Annotated in this window: 16 protein-coding genes; 9 read left to right on the forward strand and 7 right to left on the reverse strand. The window is 64.1% G+C overall.

All coding sequences use genetic code 11. The features are described from left to right. Window positions 1-70: 70 nt before the first annotated feature. Window positions 71-517 (reverse strand): dUTP diphosphatase, encoded by a 447-nt coding sequence (gene dut, locus B7Y64_RS04670; protein ID WP_291325641.1) that lies wholly within the window; start codon window positions 515-517, stop codon window positions 71-73. Window positions 518-1020: 503 nt separating this feature from the next. Beyond that, a complete protein-coding gene (gene coaBC / locus B7Y64_RS04675) occupies window positions 1021-2244 on the reverse strand; it encodes a bifunctional phosphopantothenoylcysteine decarboxylase/phosphopantothenate--cysteine ligase CoaBC (RefSeq protein WP_291325642.1) in 1224 nt (407 codons plus the stop codon). Between the two features lie 90 nt (window positions 2245-2334). On the opposite strand from coaBC, the gene B7Y64_RS04680 reads away from it, so the two are divergent. The 6 genes from B7Y64_RS04680 (at window position 2335) to B7Y64_RS04705 (ending at window position 7469) form a co-directional block, all read left to right on the forward strand. After that, complete coding sequence (locus B7Y64_RS04680) at window positions 2335-3990, forward strand: CTP synthase (RefSeq protein WP_291328445.1); 1656 nt, start codon at window positions 2335-2337, stop codon at window positions 3988-3990. A 15-nt stretch (window positions 3991-4005) separates the two neighbouring features. Further along, the gene (gene kdsA / locus B7Y64_RS04685) at window positions 4006-4863 is read left to right on the forward strand and encodes a 3-deoxy-8-phosphooctulonate synthase (protein WP_291325644.1); all 858 of its coding nucleotides are present in this window, start codon (window positions 4006-4008) and stop codon (window positions 4861-4863) included. 3 nt (window positions 4864-4866) lie between these two features. Beyond that, window positions 4867-5157, forward strand: coding sequence for a DUF1330 domain-containing protein (locus tag B7Y64_RS04690; RefSeq protein WP_024814523.1), 291 nt, complete (start codon window positions 4867-4869; stop codon window positions 5155-5157). A 99-nt stretch (window positions 5158-5256) separates the two neighbouring features. Next, window positions 5257-6543, forward strand: a complete 1287-nt coding sequence (gene eno, locus B7Y64_RS04695; RefSeq protein WP_291325646.1) for a phosphopyruvate hydratase — start codon at window positions 5257-5259, stop codon at window positions 6541-6543. Between the two features lie 120 nt (window positions 6544-6663). Beyond that, entirely contained in the window at window positions 6664-6942 is a 279-nt protein-coding gene (locus tag B7Y64_RS04700) for a septum formation initiator family protein (RefSeq protein WP_024814521.1), read from the forward strand. A gap of 29 nt (window positions 6943-6971) precedes the next feature. Next, window positions 6972-7469, forward strand: coding sequence for a hypothetical protein (locus B7Y64_RS04705; RefSeq protein ID WP_236637051.1), 498 nt, complete (start codon window positions 6972-6974; stop codon window positions 7467-7469). 8 nt (window positions 7470-7477) lie between these two features. Here B7Y64_RS04705 and B7Y64_RS04710 read toward each other — a convergent pair whose 3' ends face one another. Together B7Y64_RS04710 and B7Y64_RS04715 are read right to left on the reverse strand one after the other, a co-directional pair. Beyond that, window positions 7478-8470: an Hsp33 family molecular chaperone HslO gene (locus B7Y64_RS04710; protein WP_291325648.1), complete on the reverse strand. Its 993-nt coding sequence runs from the start codon at window positions 8468-8470 to the stop codon at window positions 7478-7480. A gap of 40 nt (window positions 8471-8510) precedes the next feature. Next, entirely contained in the window at window positions 8511-9035 is a 525-nt protein-coding gene (locus tag B7Y64_RS04715; protein ID WP_291325649.1) for a gamma carbonic anhydrase family protein, read from the reverse strand. Window positions 9036-9130: 95 nt separating this feature from the next. On the opposite strand from B7Y64_RS04715, the gene B7Y64_RS04720 reads away from it, so the two are divergent. From B7Y64_RS04720 to B7Y64_RS04730, 3 genes are all read left to right on the forward strand, one after another. Continuing rightward, a complete protein-coding gene (locus tag B7Y64_RS04720; protein WP_291325650.1) occupies window positions 9131-9934 on the forward strand; it encodes a ferritin-like domain-containing protein in 804 nt (267 codons plus the stop codon). Between the two features lie 89 nt (window positions 9935-10023). After that, window positions 10024-11286: an HDOD domain-containing protein gene (locus B7Y64_RS04725; RefSeq protein ID WP_291325651.1), complete on the forward strand. Its 1263-nt coding sequence runs from the start codon at window positions 10024-10026 to the stop codon at window positions 11284-11286. Window positions 11287-11352: 66 nt separating this feature from the next. Continuing rightward, the gene (locus B7Y64_RS04730) at window positions 11353-12636 is read left to right on the forward strand and encodes an HDOD domain-containing protein (protein WP_114656883.1); all 1284 of its coding nucleotides are present in this window, start codon (window positions 11353-11355) and stop codon (window positions 12634-12636) included. Window positions 12637-12742: 106 nt separating this feature from the next. Here B7Y64_RS04730 and B7Y64_RS04735 read toward each other — a convergent pair whose 3' ends face one another. The 3 genes from B7Y64_RS04735 to B7Y64_RS04745 form a co-directional block, all read right to left on the reverse strand. After that, window positions 12743-13732: a tripartite tricarboxylate transporter substrate binding protein gene (locus B7Y64_RS04735; protein WP_291325652.1), complete on the reverse strand. Its 990-nt coding sequence runs from the start codon at window positions 13730-13732 to the stop codon at window positions 12743-12745. Window positions 13733-13835: 103 nt separating this feature from the next. Then, window positions 13836-14735: a site-specific tyrosine recombinase XerD gene (xerD, locus tag B7Y64_RS04740; RefSeq protein ID WP_291325654.1), complete on the reverse strand. Its 900-nt coding sequence runs from the start codon at window positions 14733-14735 to the stop codon at window positions 13836-13838. Between the two features lie 65 nt (window positions 14736-14800). Then, entirely contained in the window at window positions 14801-15763 is a 963-nt protein-coding gene (locus B7Y64_RS04745) for a tripartite tricarboxylate transporter substrate binding protein BugE (RefSeq protein WP_291328447.1), read from the reverse strand. Window positions 15764-15847 lie beyond the last annotated feature (84 nt).

Raw genomic sequence — 15847 nt, forward strand, 5'->3', positions numbered from 1 at the left:
CTCTGCGCCGCGTAGGAATGCGCTGACACAAGGACACGGGCATGAAACAGTGCAGGGACGAAAAAACCCCTCACCCCTTGCCCGTGGACCCGTAGCCGCCTTCGCCCCTCTCGGTGGCCTCGAACTCGGTCACCACGTTGAACTGCGCCTGCATTACGGGAACAATGACCAACTGGGCCAGCCGCTCCATGGGCTCCAGCGTGAAAGGCACCGTGCTGCGATTCCAGGCACTCACCATGAGCTGTCCCTGGTAATCGCTGTCGATCAGGCCCACCAGATTACCCAGAACAATGCCGTGCTTGTGCCCCAGCCCCGAGCGGGGCAGGATGAGCGCAGCGTATCCGGGGTCTTTGATAAAAACGGCAATGCCCGTAGGCACCAGGTGCCAGGCATTGGGTGCCAGCACCAAGGGCGCATCGATGCAGGCCCGCAGGTCCAGGCCCGCACTGCCCGGCGTAGCATAAGTCGGCAACTGATCCGCCATGCGCGAATCAAGAATTTTGACGTCAATCTTCACTTCTTGCTTTCTGCTTTGCCCTGCGGGGCCCGTGCCCGCAAGCGCTGTCGCCAGGACTCTACGCCCTGATTTTCGGCGTTGCGGGGAAGTGAGAGCAGTCCGGGGAGCATCTGCACTACCCTGCCCAATCCCCACCACAACACCGCCATGAACATCAAAACCGGCAGTGAGCCCCGGCCAAAACCCAGCCAGGCGATGGCGTGGATCCCTATCGCCACCAATAGCACGACACGTGCGCCACGAAGCCTGCCCCCAAGCTGCCCGGCCATCACAGCCAGGTCAGGGGGAGGTGCTTGCACGGGTGGTTTCGGTGCGCTCTCGCCACGCTGGGGCGCCTCCTGCAGACGGGTCGGCCCGGCAGGCCCTGCCGCATTTGTGTTCGGGGGGGGCGCCGCAGCCGGCGCATTGGCACCCAACCGATCCACATAGCGGGCGAAATCACCATCGGGAGGCGTATCCCAGTCGGGGCGGACAGGCGGAATCACCATGGAAATCCTTTGCGGTCAGGCCTGCAAAGCAGGCAGGCGCTGGGCAATCTCGGCAATCAGCTGCTGGGCCAGGATGCGCTTGGATGCCCGGGGCAACTCGCGATGCCCCTGCGCGTCCACCAGCAGCAGGGCGTTGTCGTCCTGCCCGAAGGTGGCGGGGCCAATATTGCCCACCAGCAATGGCACGCCCTTGCGCTGGCGCTTGGCCGTAGCGTGGGCCAGCAGATCGTGGCTTTCTGCCGCGAAGCCCACACAGAACAGGTCGCCCACCAGAGCGTGCTGCGACTGCGCCACGGTGGCCAGGATGTCCGGGTTTTCGACAAAACCCAGCACTGGCGTCTGGCCAGAGCCATCCTTCTTGATCTTCTGCTCCGACTGCGTGGCCGGACGCCAGTCAGCTACCGCCGCAGTCGCTATAAAAACAGTAGCTTTCTGCGCTTTCTGCATAACGGCTTCAAGCATATTTTGTGCAGACTGCACGTTGATGCGATGCACACCGCGCGGCGTGGGCAGATGCACGGGGCCCGCCACCAGCGTGACCTCGGCGCCAGCCTCGCGGGCCGCGCGCGCAATGGCAAAACCCATCTTTCCGCTGGAATGGTTGGTGATGCCGCGCACCGGGTCAATGGCCTCGAACGTAGGGCCCGCCGTGACCAGCACCTTCTGGCCCGCCAGCACCTTGGGCGTGAAAAAGGCAATCACTTCTTCCAGCAACTCCTCCGGCTCCAGCATGCGGCCGTCACCGGTTTCGCCGCAGGCCTGGTCGCCGTTGCCCACGGCCAGCACCGTGGCGCCATCCTGGGCCACCTGGGCCAGGTTGCGCTGCGTGGCCGGGTGCGCCCACATTTCGCGGTTCATGGCCGGGGCCAGCAGCAAGGGCACACGCTCCTGTGGTCGCGCCAGGCACAGCAGGCTCAACAATTCATCCGCCCGCCCCTGCGCCAGGCGCGCCACAAAGTCGGCGCTGCAGGGCGCAACCAGGATGGCATCGGCCTCGCGGCTAAGGTTGATGTGGGGCATGTTGTTGGGCTCGCGCGCGTCCCATTGCGAGCCATGCACCGGCCTGCCCGACAGGGCCTGCATGGTGACCGGCGTGATGAATTGCCTGGCTGCCTCGGTCATCACCACCTGCACGGTGGCCCCCTCCTTGATGAGCTGGCGGCACAGATCGGCCGCCTTGTAGCAAGCCACGCCTCCACTCAGACCCAGAACAATGTGTTTGCCAGCAAGCTCATTCATGGCGCGAATTTAGCAGACAGAAGAAGGCCCCGCCGCGGCCGCTTGCCGGGGGGCCATCTATAATCCCAATTTCCCACCACCAAAAAAGACATGACCAAATTTGTCTTCGTCACCGGCGGTGTGGTGTCTTCCCTGGGCAAGGGAATCGCCTCAGCCTCCCTTGCCGCGATCCTCGAATCGCGGGGACTCAAAGTCACCCTCATCAAGCTTGACCCCTACATCAACGTAGATCCGGGCACCATGTCGCCGTTTCAGCACGGCGAGGTTTTTGTGACCGATGACGGCGCAGAAACCGACCTCGACCTGGGCCACTATGAGCGTTTCATTGAAACGCGCATGAAGAAAACCAACAACTTCACCACGGGCAAGATTTACCAGTCCGTGCTGGAGAAAGAGCGCCGCGGCGACTACCTGGGCAAGACCGTTCAGGTCATTCCCCACGTCACCAACGAAATCCAGGAATTCATCAAGCGCGGCGCCGGCATCGGCACGCCCGATGCCGTGGATGTGGCCATTGTCGAAATCGGCGGCACGGTGGGAGACATCGAGTCGCTGCCGTTCCTGGAGGCCGTGCGCCAGATGAGCCTGCGCATGGGCCCCAACAACGCGGCGTTTGTGCACCTGACCTATGTGCCCTGGATTGCTGCGGCTGGCGAGCTCAAGACCAAGCCCACCCAGCACACCGTGCAGAAGCTGCGCGAAATCGGCATCCAGGCCGACGCCCTGCTGTGCCGCGCCGACCGGCGCATCCCGGAAGAAGAGCGCGAAAAAATCTCGCTGTTCACCAACGTGCCCGAATGGGGCGTGATCAGCATGTGGGACGTGGACACCATCTACAAGGTGCCCCGCATGCTGCACGAGCAAGGCCTGGACGGCCTCATTTGCGACAAGCTGCGCCTGAACACCCCCCCCACCAACCTCAAGCGCTGGGACGACCTGGTTCATGAGACCGAGCACCCCCGGGGCGAAGTGCGCATCGCCATGGTGGGCAAGTACGTGGAGCTGTCCGACAGCTACAAGTCTGTCAACGAGGCCCTGCGCCACGCCGGCATGCGCAACCATGTGCGTGTGCGCATCGACCACCTCGACTCCGAATCCATCGAAGGCCAGGAAGCCGACAAGCTGGCCTCCTACGACGCCATCCTCGTGCCTGGCGGCTTTGGCTCGCGCGGTGTGGAAGGCAAGATCTGCACGGCCAAGTTCGCCCGGGTGCACAAGGTGCCCTACCTCGGCATTTGCCTGGGGATGCAGGTCGCCACCATCGAATACGCCCGCCATGTGGCAGGCCTGCCCGGTGCCAACTCCACGGAATTCGATCCGTCCTGCAAGCACCCGGTGATCGCCCTGATCACCGAGTGGAAGGATGCCGACGGCACCATCAAGACACGCGACGCGAACTCCGATCTGGGCGGCACCATGCGCCTGGGCGCGCAAAGCTCCGACGTGGCACCCGGCACGCTGGCGCACAGCATCTACGGCGACGTGGTCACCGAGCGCCACCGCCACCGCTACGAGGCCAATGTCAACTACCTCGACCAGCTGCGCAAGGCTGGCCTGGTGATTTCGGCGCTGACGCAGCGCGAGCACCTGACGGAAATCGTCGAGCTGCCACACAGCGTGCACCCCTGGTACATCGGCGTGCAGTTTCACCCCGAGTTCAAGTCCACGCCCTGGAACGGCCACCCGCTGTTCAACGCCTTCATCAAGGCGGCCGTAGAACACCAGGCCGCCAAGGCCGCAGCGTAAGCAAGGAGCATCGCCATGAAACTCTGCGGCTTCGACGTCGGCCTGGAACACCGCTTCTTCCTGATCGCGGGTACCTGCTCCATTGAAAGCCTGCAGATGTCGCTGGACGTCGCAGGCCAGCTCAAGGAGACCTGCACGGCACTGGGCGTTCCCCTGATTTACAAGGGGTCGTTTGACAAGGCCAACCGCTCGTCTGGCACCAGCCAGCGCGGCGTGGGGATGGAAGCGGGCCTCAAAATCCTGGATGAAGTGCGCCGCCAGCTGCAGCTGCCCATCCTGACCGATGTGCACGAGGCCTCCCAGGTGGCCGAGGCGGCCAGCGTGGTGGACGTACTGCAGACGCCGGCCTTCCTCTGCCGCCAGACCGACTTCATCCGTGCCGTGGCGCAGAGCGGCAAGCCGGTGAACATCAAGAAGGGCCAGTTCCTCGCGCCCTGGGACATGAAGAACGTCATCGACAAGGCCCGTGCCGCTGCGCAGGAGGTCGGTCTCTCGGAAGACCGCTTCCTGGCCTGCGAACGCGGCGTGAGCTTTGGCTACAACAACCTCGTGGCCGACATGACCAGCCTGGCCGAGATGCGCAACTCCGGCGCGCCCGTGGTGTTTGACGTGACGCACTCGGTGCAAAAGCCCGGCGGCCTGGGTGCGGTGAGCGGTGGCGCGCGCGACATGGTGCCGGTGCTGGCCCGCGCCGGCGTGGCCGTCGGCGTGGCGGGCCTGTTCATGGAAACCCATCCCAAGCCAGCCGAAGCCTGGTCCGACGGCCCCAACGCCGTGCCCCTCAAGCACATGAAGGCACTGCTGGCCACCCTGGTGGCCCTGGACGACATCACCAAGAAAAGCGGATTCCTCGAAAACAATTTTGGAGCCTGAAACATGAGCAGTGGTTACGTCATCGCATCCGTCACCGTCACGAACCCCACGCAGTACGAGGAGTACCGCAAATGGAGCACCGTGGCCATGCAGGCCCACGGCGCCGAAGTATGCGTGCGCGGCGGCAAGGTTGAAGTACTGGAAGGCGACTGGAACCCCGGCCGCACCGTGATTCTCAAGTTTCCGAGCTTTGAAGCGGCCCGCGCTTTCTACGACACACCCGAATACCAGAAAGCCAAGGCAGCGCGCGAAGGCGCGGCGGTCATGCGCATGGTGTGTGTCGAAGGCGTCTGAACGCGCATTCGATCTTCGCTCATTAATTAATAGCTGCTAGCGCTTATCCAGCAAGCGCTAGAGCCCGATTTGATTTAAAACTTCTGCAAAAGGAAAACCATGAGTGCCATCGTTGACATCGTAGGTCGCGAGATTCTGGACAGCCGCGGCAACCCCACCGTCGAGTGCGACGTGCTGCTCGAATCGGGCGTGATGGGCCGCGCCGCCGTGCCTAGCGGAGCGTCCACCGGCAGCCGTGAAGCCATTGAAATGCGCGACGGCGACAAGAGCCGTTACCTGGGCAAGGGCGTGCTCAAGGCCGTCGAGCACATCAACACCGAAATCTCCGAGGCCGTGCTCGGCCTGGACGCGTCGGAACAAGCCTTCCTGGACAAGACCCTGATCGACCTCGACGGCACCGACAACAAGAGCCGCCTGGGCGCCAATGCCATGCTGGCCGTCTCCATGGCCGTGGCCCGCGCCGCCGCCGAAGAGTCCGGCCTGCCCCTGTACCGCTACCTGGGCGGCATGGGCGGCATGCAGCTGCCCGTGCCGATGATGAACGTCATCAACGGCGGCGCGCACGCCAACAACAGCCTCGATCTGCAAGAGTTCATGATCATCCCTGTGGGCGCCCCCACTTTCCGCGAAGCCGTGCGCTGGGGTGCCGAGGTGTTCCATGCTCTCAAAAAGATCATCCACGACAAGGGCATGAGCACCGCCGTGGGCGACGAGGGCGGCTTTGCGCCCAGCGTTGAAAACCATGAAGCCGCCATCCAGCTGATCCTGCAGGCCATCGAAGCCGCAGGCTACACCGCCGGCGAGCAGATCGCCCTGGGCCTCGATTGCGCCGCCAGCGAGTTCTACAAGGACGGCATGTATGTGCTGGAGGGCGAAGGCGGCCTCAAGCTCACCGCCCAGCAATGGACCGACATGCTGGCATCGTGGTGCGACAAGTACCCCATCATCAGCATCGAAGACGGCATGCACGAAGGCGACTGGGATGGCTGGAAGATCCTGACCGAGCGCCTGGGCAAAAACGTGCAGTTGGTGGGCGACGACCTGTTCGTCACCAACACCAAGATCCTCAAGGAAGGCATCGACAAGGGCATTGCCAACTCGATCCTCATCAAGATCAACCAGATCGGCACGCTGACCGAAACCTTCGCCGCCATCGAAATGGCCAAGCGCGCGGGCTACACGGCCGTGATCTCGCACCGCTCGGGCGAAACCGAAGACAGCACCATTGCCGACATCGCCGTGGGCACCAACGCAGGCCAGATCAAGACCGGCTCGCTGTCGCGCTCGGACCGCATCGCCAAGTACAACCAGCTGCTGCGCATCGAGGAAGACCTGGGCGAGATTGCCCACTACCCGGGCCGCGCGGCGTTCTACAACCTGCGCTAAACCATGCCAGCTGCCCGGTCCTGCTGCGATCGCTCAGGCGCCCCCCGGCGCCCTGGGGCGGCGCCAGCACGACCGGACGCAACGCATGGTGCGGCCCCGGCAAGGCGTACCATTTAGGCCATGGGTTTTCGTCTTGTGCCCGTTGTCCTGCTGGCCCTGCTGGCAGTCCTTCATGCCCAGCTCTGGCTGGGCCGGGGAAGCATTCCCCGTGTCCAGGAAATGCAGCGTCAGCTCGATGAGCAGATCGCCGCCAACGACCGGGCCCGGCAGGCCAATGAGCGCCTGAACTCCGAGGTGCACGACCTCAAAGAGGGCCTGGACATGGTGGAAGAAAAGGCACGCAGCGAGCTGGGCATGGTCAAGCCCAACGAGGTTTACGTGCACTACATGCCCCGCTGAGCTGCCGGGCTGCATCCTTCATCGCCACCGTGCCTGCACAGCAGACCATTGCCCTGCTGGGTGCACCCGGCACCGGCGCCCCCGCATTGGCCGAGGCCCTTCAGCACCGACTGGCAGACTCCGCCATGACGGCACAGGAGATTGCCGTGGCAGACGCTCCACAGCTGCCCACCGCGATCCGCCACACCCTGCACAGCGCCGCCATCACCTTGCTGATGGGGCTGGACCTGCCCTGCGCCGCACCCGAACAAGCCCGGCGCGAGGCCTGCGATGCACACCTACGCGCCTTGCTGGCGGATGCTGCCGTGCGCTACCACGTGGTGTATGGCCAAGGTCCCGAGCGGGTCGAAAACGCGCTAAACGCTATTAATTCAATAGCTGTTAAGCCTTATGCAATAAGCGCAAACGACGTGTCGGATGCTAAACCCATGCGCCTGCGCGCCTGGGACTGCGAGAAATGCAGCGACCCCGAATGCGAACATCGCCTGTTCAGCGCCCTCACCGGCCGGGGCGCTGCCGACCGTTGAGGGGTGAATTATTGAATGGCAGGCGGCACAGGCTGCTGGCTGATCATGGGAGAGACAAAAATCTGCGCCGCATCCACCGCGTCAAAACGGTATTGCTGCCCACAGAATTCGCAGCCCACCTCGACGTCATCGCGCTCGGCCAGAATGCTCTCGATCTCGTCCCGGCCCAGGCTGCGCAACATGTTGCCCACGCGCTCGCGGCTGCAGCTGCACGCAAAACGAGGTCCGGTGTCGCCCTGCTGCGGCTCGAAACGCAGCAGCTTTTCTTCCCAGAAAAGGCGGCGCAGGATGGTGTCCACGTCCAACGTCAGCAGCTCTTCGCGGGTCAGGCTTGATGCCAGGTGGGCAATGCGGTTGTAGTCCTCGTTGCGGCCGATCTGGTCTTCGTTTTCGCGGTGCGTCAGGCCCGCAGCCAGATTGCCCTCGCCCTTGAGGGGCATGCGCTGGATCAGCAGGCCGGCCGCCACGGTGTCGTTGGCAGCCAGCACCAGCACCGTATCAAGCTGCTCGGACTGCAGCATGTAGTGCTGCAGCACATCCGACAGGCGCTCCAGCTTTTCATGGTGGTCGCCGTGCAGTGGCACCACGCCCTGATAGGGTTGCTGGCCCGGGTGGCGGTCCTTGGGGTCGAGCGTGATGGCACAGCGTCCGCCACCGGCCACATTGAGCATCTGGCTCAGCCGCGCATCGTCGGCCACAGGGCCGTTCACCGTGGCTGTGGCACGCAGGCTCAGGTCGGATTGCACCTCGGCCACCGCCAGCTTGACCGGTCCGTCGCCAAAAATCTGCAGCACCAGCGCGCCGTTGAACTTGATGTTCGACTGCATCAGCACGCCGGCTGCGGCCATTTCGCCGAGCAGTTCGCTCACGGGTGCGGGGTAGGCGCCGGTGGCGGAGTTGCTTGCGCGCACGCGCAGGATCTCGGTCCAGGCATCGGTCAGGCGCACCAGCATGCCGCGCACGGGAAGACCATCGAAAAGAAACTTGTGGAGTTCAGACACGCAGGGATTCCAGAAAAAAGTCGGGCTCGGTGGGCTGGCTTCAGGCCAGCTTGCGCAGGCCGCTTTGGAAGCGGCGCGCGTTGTCCATGTAGTGACGGGCACTCTGGCGCAGGCCTTCGATGTGCTCGGGGCTCAGTTCGCGCACGGCCTTGGCAGGGCTGCCGATGATCATGGAGCCATCGGGAAACTCTTTGCCCTCGGTCACCAGCGCGCCCGCGCCCACCAGGCAGTTCTTGCCGATTTTGGCGCCGTTGAGCACGATGGCGCCAATGCCGATCAGCGTTTCGTCGCCAATGGTGCAACCGTGCAGCATGACCTGGTGGCCCACCGTCACGCGCTCACCGATTACCAGCGGCTGGCCGAAGTCGGCGTGCAGCACGCTCGCATCCTGGATATTGGTGCCTGCACCAATGGTGATGGCCTCCGTGTCGCCGCGCACCACCGTGCCAAACCACACGCTGGCGTTCTCGCCCAGCACCACGTTGCCGATCACCTGCGCGGTGTCAGCCACCCAGGCCGAGGCCGCCATGCGCGGGGCCAGGCCATCGAGTTCGTAAATCGCCATGCAACACACTCCGTAAAAAATGGACCTGCCTGTTGGTTACAAAGCAACTGCTCTGGCCCTCCAACCAACTCCAGGCAGGGCCTAGAATTGTAAGGATGGAGCTTCGCCAACGTGCACTGCAGGTCTTGTGCCTCTCAGACCCTGAACAAAAAGCAGCCGCAACGCTTGACCTTCAAGCGCAAGCAGCTACGCTTTCAATAGCAGAACAAGCCCCCGCAGCCCCGGCAGATGCCGGCGCCCTGCCCGGCCACCCCGAGCGCCCCGCCCTGCTGCGCCACACCGAGGTCGCGCGCCGCTCCCCGGCCACCGCACAGGGCCGTGCCATCCTCATCCATGCCATTGCGCACATTGAGTTCAACGCCATCAACCTGGCCCTCGATGCGGTCTGGCGTTTTGATGGCATGCCGCCGGCCTATTACCTCGACTGGCTGCGCGTGGCGGCCGAAGAGGCCCAGCACTTCAGGCTGCTGCGCGACCACCTGCGCCGCCAGGGCCACGACTATGGCGATTTCCCGGCCCACCAGGGTCTGTGGACCATGTGCGAGAAAACGCAGCACGACATCGTCGCCCGCATGGCCCTGGTGCCCCGCACCATGGAAGCGCGCGGCCTGGACGCCACGCCGCAGATCCAGCGCAAGCTGCGCCAGGTGGGCACCCCCGATGCACTGGCTGCCGTGGACATCCTGGACACCATCCTGCGTGACGAGGTGGGCCACGTGGCCATTGGCAACCACTGGTACCGCTGGCTGTGCGCACGCCAGGGGCTGGACCCCGAAAGCCTTTATGGCCAGCTCGTGCGCCAGTACGAGGCGCCCCGGCTCAAGCCCCCGTTCAACGAGGCCGCACGCCGCAGCGCCGGCTTTACCGAAGCCGAATTGCTGTGGCTGCAGCAGGGGTGATCCAGGCGCCCTAAACGCCGAACTTTTCTACAATCCGCCAACGCCGCGTCCGGCATTCTTGGCACGCTGAAACCAACACCCCCCACCCCATGTCCACACATCCTGCCAACGGTGCCAACTCGCCGCCGCCCCCCAACCAGTCGTCTGTTGCCATGATTGCGCGGCAGGCGATCGTGAACGCGCAGCACATGGTGGTGGGCTATGAGCTGTTCAACCGCTCACGCACAGGCGCAGGGCATACGGCCGCCACCGATGTCATTTTGGTGTTCACCGCGCTCTCCCATGCCGGAACCGAAGAGCTGGTGGGCAAGAAGCTCATCTTCGTCAACTGCACCCATGAAAGCCTGGCGGGTGGTCACCTCGAACTGTTGGACCCCGACAAGGTCGTGCTCGAAATCCCCCCCTTGGGCCATGCCGCCAGCGCCGAGGTGGTGGCCCGCCTGCCCATTCTGGCGGGGTTGCGCGAACGCGGCTTTCACCTGGCGTTCAACCACACCGTGCTCGAATCCGCCTACGCGCCCTGGTTGCCGCTGGCCGACTACATCAAGCTGGATCTGTCGGTGCTCGCCCCCGACCAGCTGGCCGTGCTGATCAGCTATGCCGGCCGGCATTCGCAGGCCGAGCTGATTGCCGAGAAAGTGGAAACCGCGCAGCAATACGACATGGTTTCCAGCCAGGGCATTGATCTGTTCCAGGGCTACTGGTTCGCCCGCCCCGCGCTCGTCGAGGCCAAGCTGCTCCCGGCCTCGCAGGCCAGCATCATCCAGCTCATCAACCTGGTGCGCAAGCAGGCCAGCACGGACGACATCGAGGAAGTGCTCAAAAAAGACGCGGGACTGGCCTTCAACCTCATGCGGCTCATCAACTCCTCGGGCTTTGGCCTGAGCCGCGAGATCACATCCTTCCGCCAGGCAGTGATGCTCATGGGCCTGAAAAAATTGTTCCGCTGGGCGGCCCTGCTGCTGACCGCCTCGCGCTCCAGTGGCACGCCGTCGCCGGTGGGCCACACCGCCGTCGTGCGTGGGCGGCTGATGGAACTGCTGGCCCTGGAAACCCTGCCCCCTGAAGAGGCCGATCTGGCGTTTGTGGCGGGCATTTTCTCGCTGCTGGACGTGATGCTGAACATGCCCATCGAATCAGCACTCGGCCTGCTGAGCGTGCCCGATGAGGTCGCGGACGCCCTGCTGCGGCGCGAAGGCTTCCTGGGCGACCTGCTCACGCTCGCCGAGGCCTGCGAATCCAGCGATGACGCCGTGTTTGACCGTGCAGCGGGCACCCTGCACCTGTCCAGCCAGCAAATCAACTTTGCCCATCTGCAGGCACTGGCCTGGGCGGACCAGCTCACGGACTGACCTTGCGGGCAGAGCCTCCGGTCTAGAATGGGCCGGCCCCCCCGCAACACCCTTACCAGCGTATCCATGTCGAGCACCAACGAACAAGACATTCCGCAAGCCGAAGTGGCTGCCCCAGACGGCACAGAGACCGACAATCTGGCCATCATTGCACGCCAAGCCATCGTGGACGCCAACCGAGCAGTCTATGGTTACGAGCTGTTCGACCGCTCCACGGCGTCGGACTCACATACCGCTGCCAGTGATGCCGCACTGCTGTTCAATGCCCTGTCGTATGCCGGCACCGAAGCACTGGTGGGCAAGAAGACCGTATTCATCAACTGCACGCATGAAAGCCTCGCCGGCGGGCACCTGGAACTCATCCACCCCGACAAGGTGGTGCTCGAAGTGCCCCCACTCGCCGACAGCGCCACGGCCGAGGAAATTGAAGCCCGGGTGGCCACACTGGACGCCTTGCGCACCCGGGGTTTCCGGCTGGCGTTCGATCAACATGTGCTCAAGCGCAGCTATGTGTCGTGGTTGCCGCTGGCGGGCTTTATCAAGCTCGACATGCAGGCCTTCAAGCCCGAGTTGGCGGGCCCGCTGGTCAAATTTGCCGGCATGCACAGCCAGGCCACGCTGATTGCAGAAAAGGTGGAAACCCCCGAGCAATACCAGTTGATGGCGGATCTGGGGGTCAAGCTGTTCCAGGGCTACTGGTTCGCCAAACCCTCGCTGGTGAAGGCCACCACCATACGCCCGTCGCAGGCCACCATCATCCAGCTCATCAACCTGGTGCGCAAACAGGCCAGCACGGCCGAGATCGAAGACCTGCTCAAGAAAGACCCCACGCTGTCTTTCAACCTGCTGCGTTTCATCAACTCGTCGGGCTTTGGCCTGTCGTGCGAAGTCACGTCGTTCCGCCATGCCGTGATGATCCTGGGCCTCAAGAAGCTGTTCCGCTGGGCCGCCTTGCTCATGACCACGTCGCGCGCAGGCGGTCCCCCGCCGGCCGTGGGAACCACTGCGGTGGTGCGTGGTCGCCTGATGGAGTTGCTGGCCGCCGAGTTGCTGCCACCCGAGGAATGCGACAACGCCTTTGTGGTGGGCGTTTTCTCACTGCTGGATGTAATGCTGGGCGTGCCCCTGGAAAAAGCCCTGGAATCGGTGGCCTTGCCCCAACCCGTGACGGACGCACTGCTGCACGGCACCGGCGTTTTTGCGCCGTTTCTCGAACTCACACGCGCCTGCGAAAGCGGCGACGAGGCCGCATTTGCCAAGGCCGCCGAGTCCTTGCACCTGTCCAACCGCCAGGTCAACTGGGCGCACCTGCAAGCCCTCACCTGGGCGGAAACGCTGAACGAAGACTAATCCGGTCACCGTGCCGCCCACATCCAAAGGGGCGGCGCGCGCGGCGTGAAAGGCCCCGCTCCGAGGGAAAAAACGAAGCAGCTTTCGGCTGCCCGCCCCCCCAGAGTCAGTTGGCCTTGATGCCCGCGCTGCGGATGATGCGGGCGTTGCTCTCGGATTCCAGCGCAATCTGGCGGGCAAATTCGGCCGCCGTGCCGCCCGTGGGCACGTTGTCGGTGGCATCGAGCTTGCTGCGGATATCGGGCAGTGCCAGTGCCTTGTTCAGCTCGGCATTGAGCCGCTCCAGCACCGCAGCTGGGGTCTGAGCTGGCGCGTAAATGCCAAACAGCGATGACGTGTTGGCAGCAGGCAGGCCCAGCTCCGCCAGCGTGGGCACGTCGGGCAGGCTGGCCAGCCGCGCAGGGGCACCAACGGCCAGTGGCTTGAGCTTGCCCGCTTTCACATGCTGCTGCACCGCAGGGCCTGCATTGGTGGAAAGCACTTCAAACTGCCCGCCGAGGGCATCGTTCATCTGCTGGCCGCCCCCCTTGTAGGGCACATGGGTGATCTGCACCTGTGCGCTGGCCATGATCTGCTCGAGCATGATGTGGCCCAGCGACGCCGGGCCCGAGGTGGTCCAGCGGATCTCCCCCGGCTTGGCGCGCGCGGTGGCCAGCAGATCGCGAAAATCTTTCGCCTTGCTGGCCGGGGTGCCCAGCAACAGCACGGGCGAATACATGACACTGACTACGGGCGCAATGTCTTTTTGCGGGTCAAACGGCGATTTGCCCAGATGGGGGTTGAGTGCCAACGGGCTGATGGCGGCAAAGCCCAGGGTATAGCCATCGGGCGCTGCCTTGGCCACGGCATCCACGCCGATGCTGCCACTGGCGCCCGCCTTGTTCTCAATGACCACCGGGGTCCCCAGCTGCACCGCCAGCTTGTCCGCCAGCGCACGCGCCACCGTGTCGCTCACCCCACCTGCGGGGTAAGCGACGACGATGCGGATGGGCTTGGCGGGCCAGGCGGCCGGTTGGGATTGGGCATGGGCCAGTGGTGGCACCAGGGCGCTCAGGCACAGGGCGGCCAGCAGGCTGCGACGGCTTTTGAAGGGCATGACGGCTTTCGGTGTTCAGGGAAAGCTGCCGATTTTGGCGCAGATCGCGCGGGCCTGCCTGCACCGTTCAACCGTTATCCCCGCTGCCACCCCGTTACCGCCGTCACCCCCGGGGGTGGTGGCGTGAATGCAGCGCTTTCAGGCGCTCGCGCGCCACATGGGTGTAGATGGTGGTGGTGGAAATATCGACATGTCCCAGCAACAGCTGCACCACCCGCAGGTCGGCCCCATGGTTGAGTAGATGCGTGGCAAAGGCGTGGCGCAGCGTGTGCGGGGACAGCGGCGCGGCAATGCCCGCCACCGCCGCCCACTTTTTGACGATCATCCAGAACATCACGCGCGTCATGCCGGCGCCCCGCTGGGTGACAAACAGGTCCTCGGTCTGCTGGCCGCCCAGAATCATGCCGCGCGACTCCTGCAGGTAGCGCTCGATCCACAGTCGCGCCTCCTCTCCAAACGGCACCAGACGCTCCTTGCTGCCCTTGCCCATCACCCGCAATACGCCTTCATTCAGGCCAAGTTGAAAGGTCTTGAGCGTGACCAGCTCGGTGACGCGCAGGCCGCTGGCATACATCAGCTCCAGCATGGTGCGATCGCGCAGGCCCAGCGGCGTGCCCACGTCGGGCGCATTGAGCAGCGCCTCCACCTGTGCCTGCGACAGGGTTTTGGGCACGCGCAGCGGCTGGCGTGCCGCCTCCAGCCGCACGGTGGGGTCGGCGCTGATGCGGCGCTCACGCAGCGCCCAGTGAAAATACCGCCGCAGCACCGTCAGGCGCCGGTTGGCCGATGTGGCCCGCGTCTGGGCATGGCGCTCGGCAAAATAGGCCTGCAGGTGGTGCTCGGCCGTGTCATCCAGTGCCAGTGCGGGTTGCTGGCCAGCCAGCCAGGTGCCATACAGCGTGAGGTCGCGCCGGTAGGCGGCCAGCGTGTTGCGGGCCAGGCCGTCCTCCAGCCAAAGGGCGTCCACAAAGGTATCGATGGCGGTCAGGCTGGCAGCAAGCATCTAAAAACGATAGCACGTAAAAAAGCCGCCCGGACTGCGGGCGGCTGGCGTGGCAAGCCGCCGGATTATTCCAGCGTCAGCTTCTGCTTGGCCACCACGTCTTTGTACACCGCGTACTCGGCCTTGATCTGCGCGGCAAACTGGTCGGGGGTGTTGCCCACGATGATCGAGCCTGTTTCTTCAATGCGCTTTTTCACGGCCGGATCCTGCAGCGCCTTGCGCACTGCTGCGTTGACCTTGTCCACCACCTCCTTGGGCAGGCCCTTGGGCCCGACGATGCCGTAGTAGGCCATGCGGTTCACTGGCTCCAGGCCCAGTTCCTTGAAGGTGGGCACATTGGGCAGCGCCGCCACGCGCTCGGGTGCAGCCACCACGATGGGCACCAGGCGGTTTTCCTTGATGAAGGGCAGTGCTGAAGGCAGGTTGTCAAAAATCATGGGCACCTGACCGGCCACGGTGTCGTTCAGGGCGGGGCCTGCGCCACGGTAGGGGATGTGGGTCACGAAAGTGCCGGACAGATTTTTGTACAGCTCCATCTGCAGGTGGCCAATGCCGCCCGTGCCCGACGACGCGTATGAATACTTGCCAGGGGACTTCTTGACTTCGGCCACGAACGACTTGTAGTCTTTGGCCGGGAAGCTGGGGTGCACCGCAATGATGTTGGGTGTGGCGGCGATGTTGATAATGGGCGTGAAATCCGTCAGCGGGTTATAGGGCGTCTTCGGATTGATGGCCGGATTGGCCGCCGTGGTGGACACAGTGGCCACACCCAGCGTGTAACCATCGGGTGCCGACTTGGCCGTTTCGTTGGCGCCCACGATGCCGCCGCCGCCCGACTTGTTTTCCACGATCACGCTCTGGCCCAGTGCACGGCCCAGAGGATCTGCAATGACGCGAGCGATGATGTCGGTGGTACCACCGGGCGCAAACGGCACTTGCAGCTTGATGATCTTGTTGGGGTAGCCCTGTGCCGCGGCGCTGCCAGCAGCGGCCGCAAGGGTAAGAGCAAGCCATTGACGACGATGCATTCGGTTCTCCTTTGTGTGGATTGAAACCCGCCTATGGTATGCGCAACGCCGCACTCTCCGACCTGTGGATTCTCCCCATAGGGT

Source organism: Acidovorax sp. 35-64-16, from assembly GCF_002281195.1.
GTDB classification, from domain to species: domain Bacteria; phylum Pseudomonadota; class Gammaproteobacteria; order Burkholderiales; family Burkholderiaceae_C; genus Acidovorax; species Acidovorax defluvii.

What these genes read in the sequence shown, in the direction of transcription:
- coaBC (WP_291325642.1), bottom strand. Translation starts at nt 2,244, where the DNA reads ATGAATGAGCTTGCTGGCAAACACATTGTTCTGGGTCTGAGTGGAGGC.
- B7Y64_RS04680 (WP_291328445.1), top strand. Translation starts at nt 2,335, where the DNA reads ATGACCAAATTTGTCTTCGTCACCGGCGGTGTGGTGTCTTCCCTGGGC.
- kdsA (WP_291325644.1), top strand. Translation starts at nt 4,006, where the DNA reads ATGAAACTCTGCGGCTTCGACGTCGGCCTGGAACACCGCTTCTTCCTG.
- B7Y64_RS04690 (WP_024814523.1), top strand. Translation starts at nt 4,867, where the DNA reads ATGAGCAGTGGTTACGTCATCGCATCCGTCACCGTCACGAACCCCACG.
- eno (WP_291325646.1), top strand. Translation starts at nt 5,257, where the DNA reads ATGAGTGCCATCGTTGACATCGTAGGTCGCGAGATTCTGGACAGCCGC.
- B7Y64_RS04700 (WP_024814521.1), top strand. Translation starts at nt 6,664, where the DNA reads ATGGGTTTTCGTCTTGTGCCCGTTGTCCTGCTGGCCCTGCTGGCAGTC.
- B7Y64_RS04715 (WP_291325649.1), bottom strand. Translation starts at nt 9,035, where the DNA reads ATGGCGATTTACGAACTCGATGGCCTGGCCCCGCGCATGGCGGCCTCG.
- B7Y64_RS04720 (WP_291325650.1), top strand. Translation starts at nt 9,131, where the DNA reads ATGGAGCTTCGCCAACGTGCACTGCAGGTCTTGTGCCTCTCAGACCCT.
- B7Y64_RS04725 (WP_291325651.1), top strand. Translation starts at nt 10,024, where the DNA reads ATGTCCACACATCCTGCCAACGGTGCCAACTCGCCGCCGCCCCCCAAC.
- B7Y64_RS04730 (WP_114656883.1), top strand. Translation starts at nt 11,353, where the DNA reads ATGTCGAGCACCAACGAACAAGACATTCCGCAAGCCGAAGTGGCTGCC.
- B7Y64_RS04735 (WP_291325652.1), bottom strand. Translation starts at nt 13,732, where the DNA reads ATGCCCTTCAAAAGCCGTCGCAGCCTGCTGGCCGCCCTGTGCCTGAGC.
- xerD (WP_291325654.1), bottom strand. Translation starts at nt 14,735, where the DNA reads ATGCTTGCTGCCAGCCTGACCGCCATCGATACCTTTGTGGACGCCCTT.
- B7Y64_RS04745 (WP_291328447.1), bottom strand. Translation starts at nt 15,763, where the DNA reads ATGCATCGTCGTCAATGGCTTGCTCTTACCCTTGCGGCCGCTGCTGGC.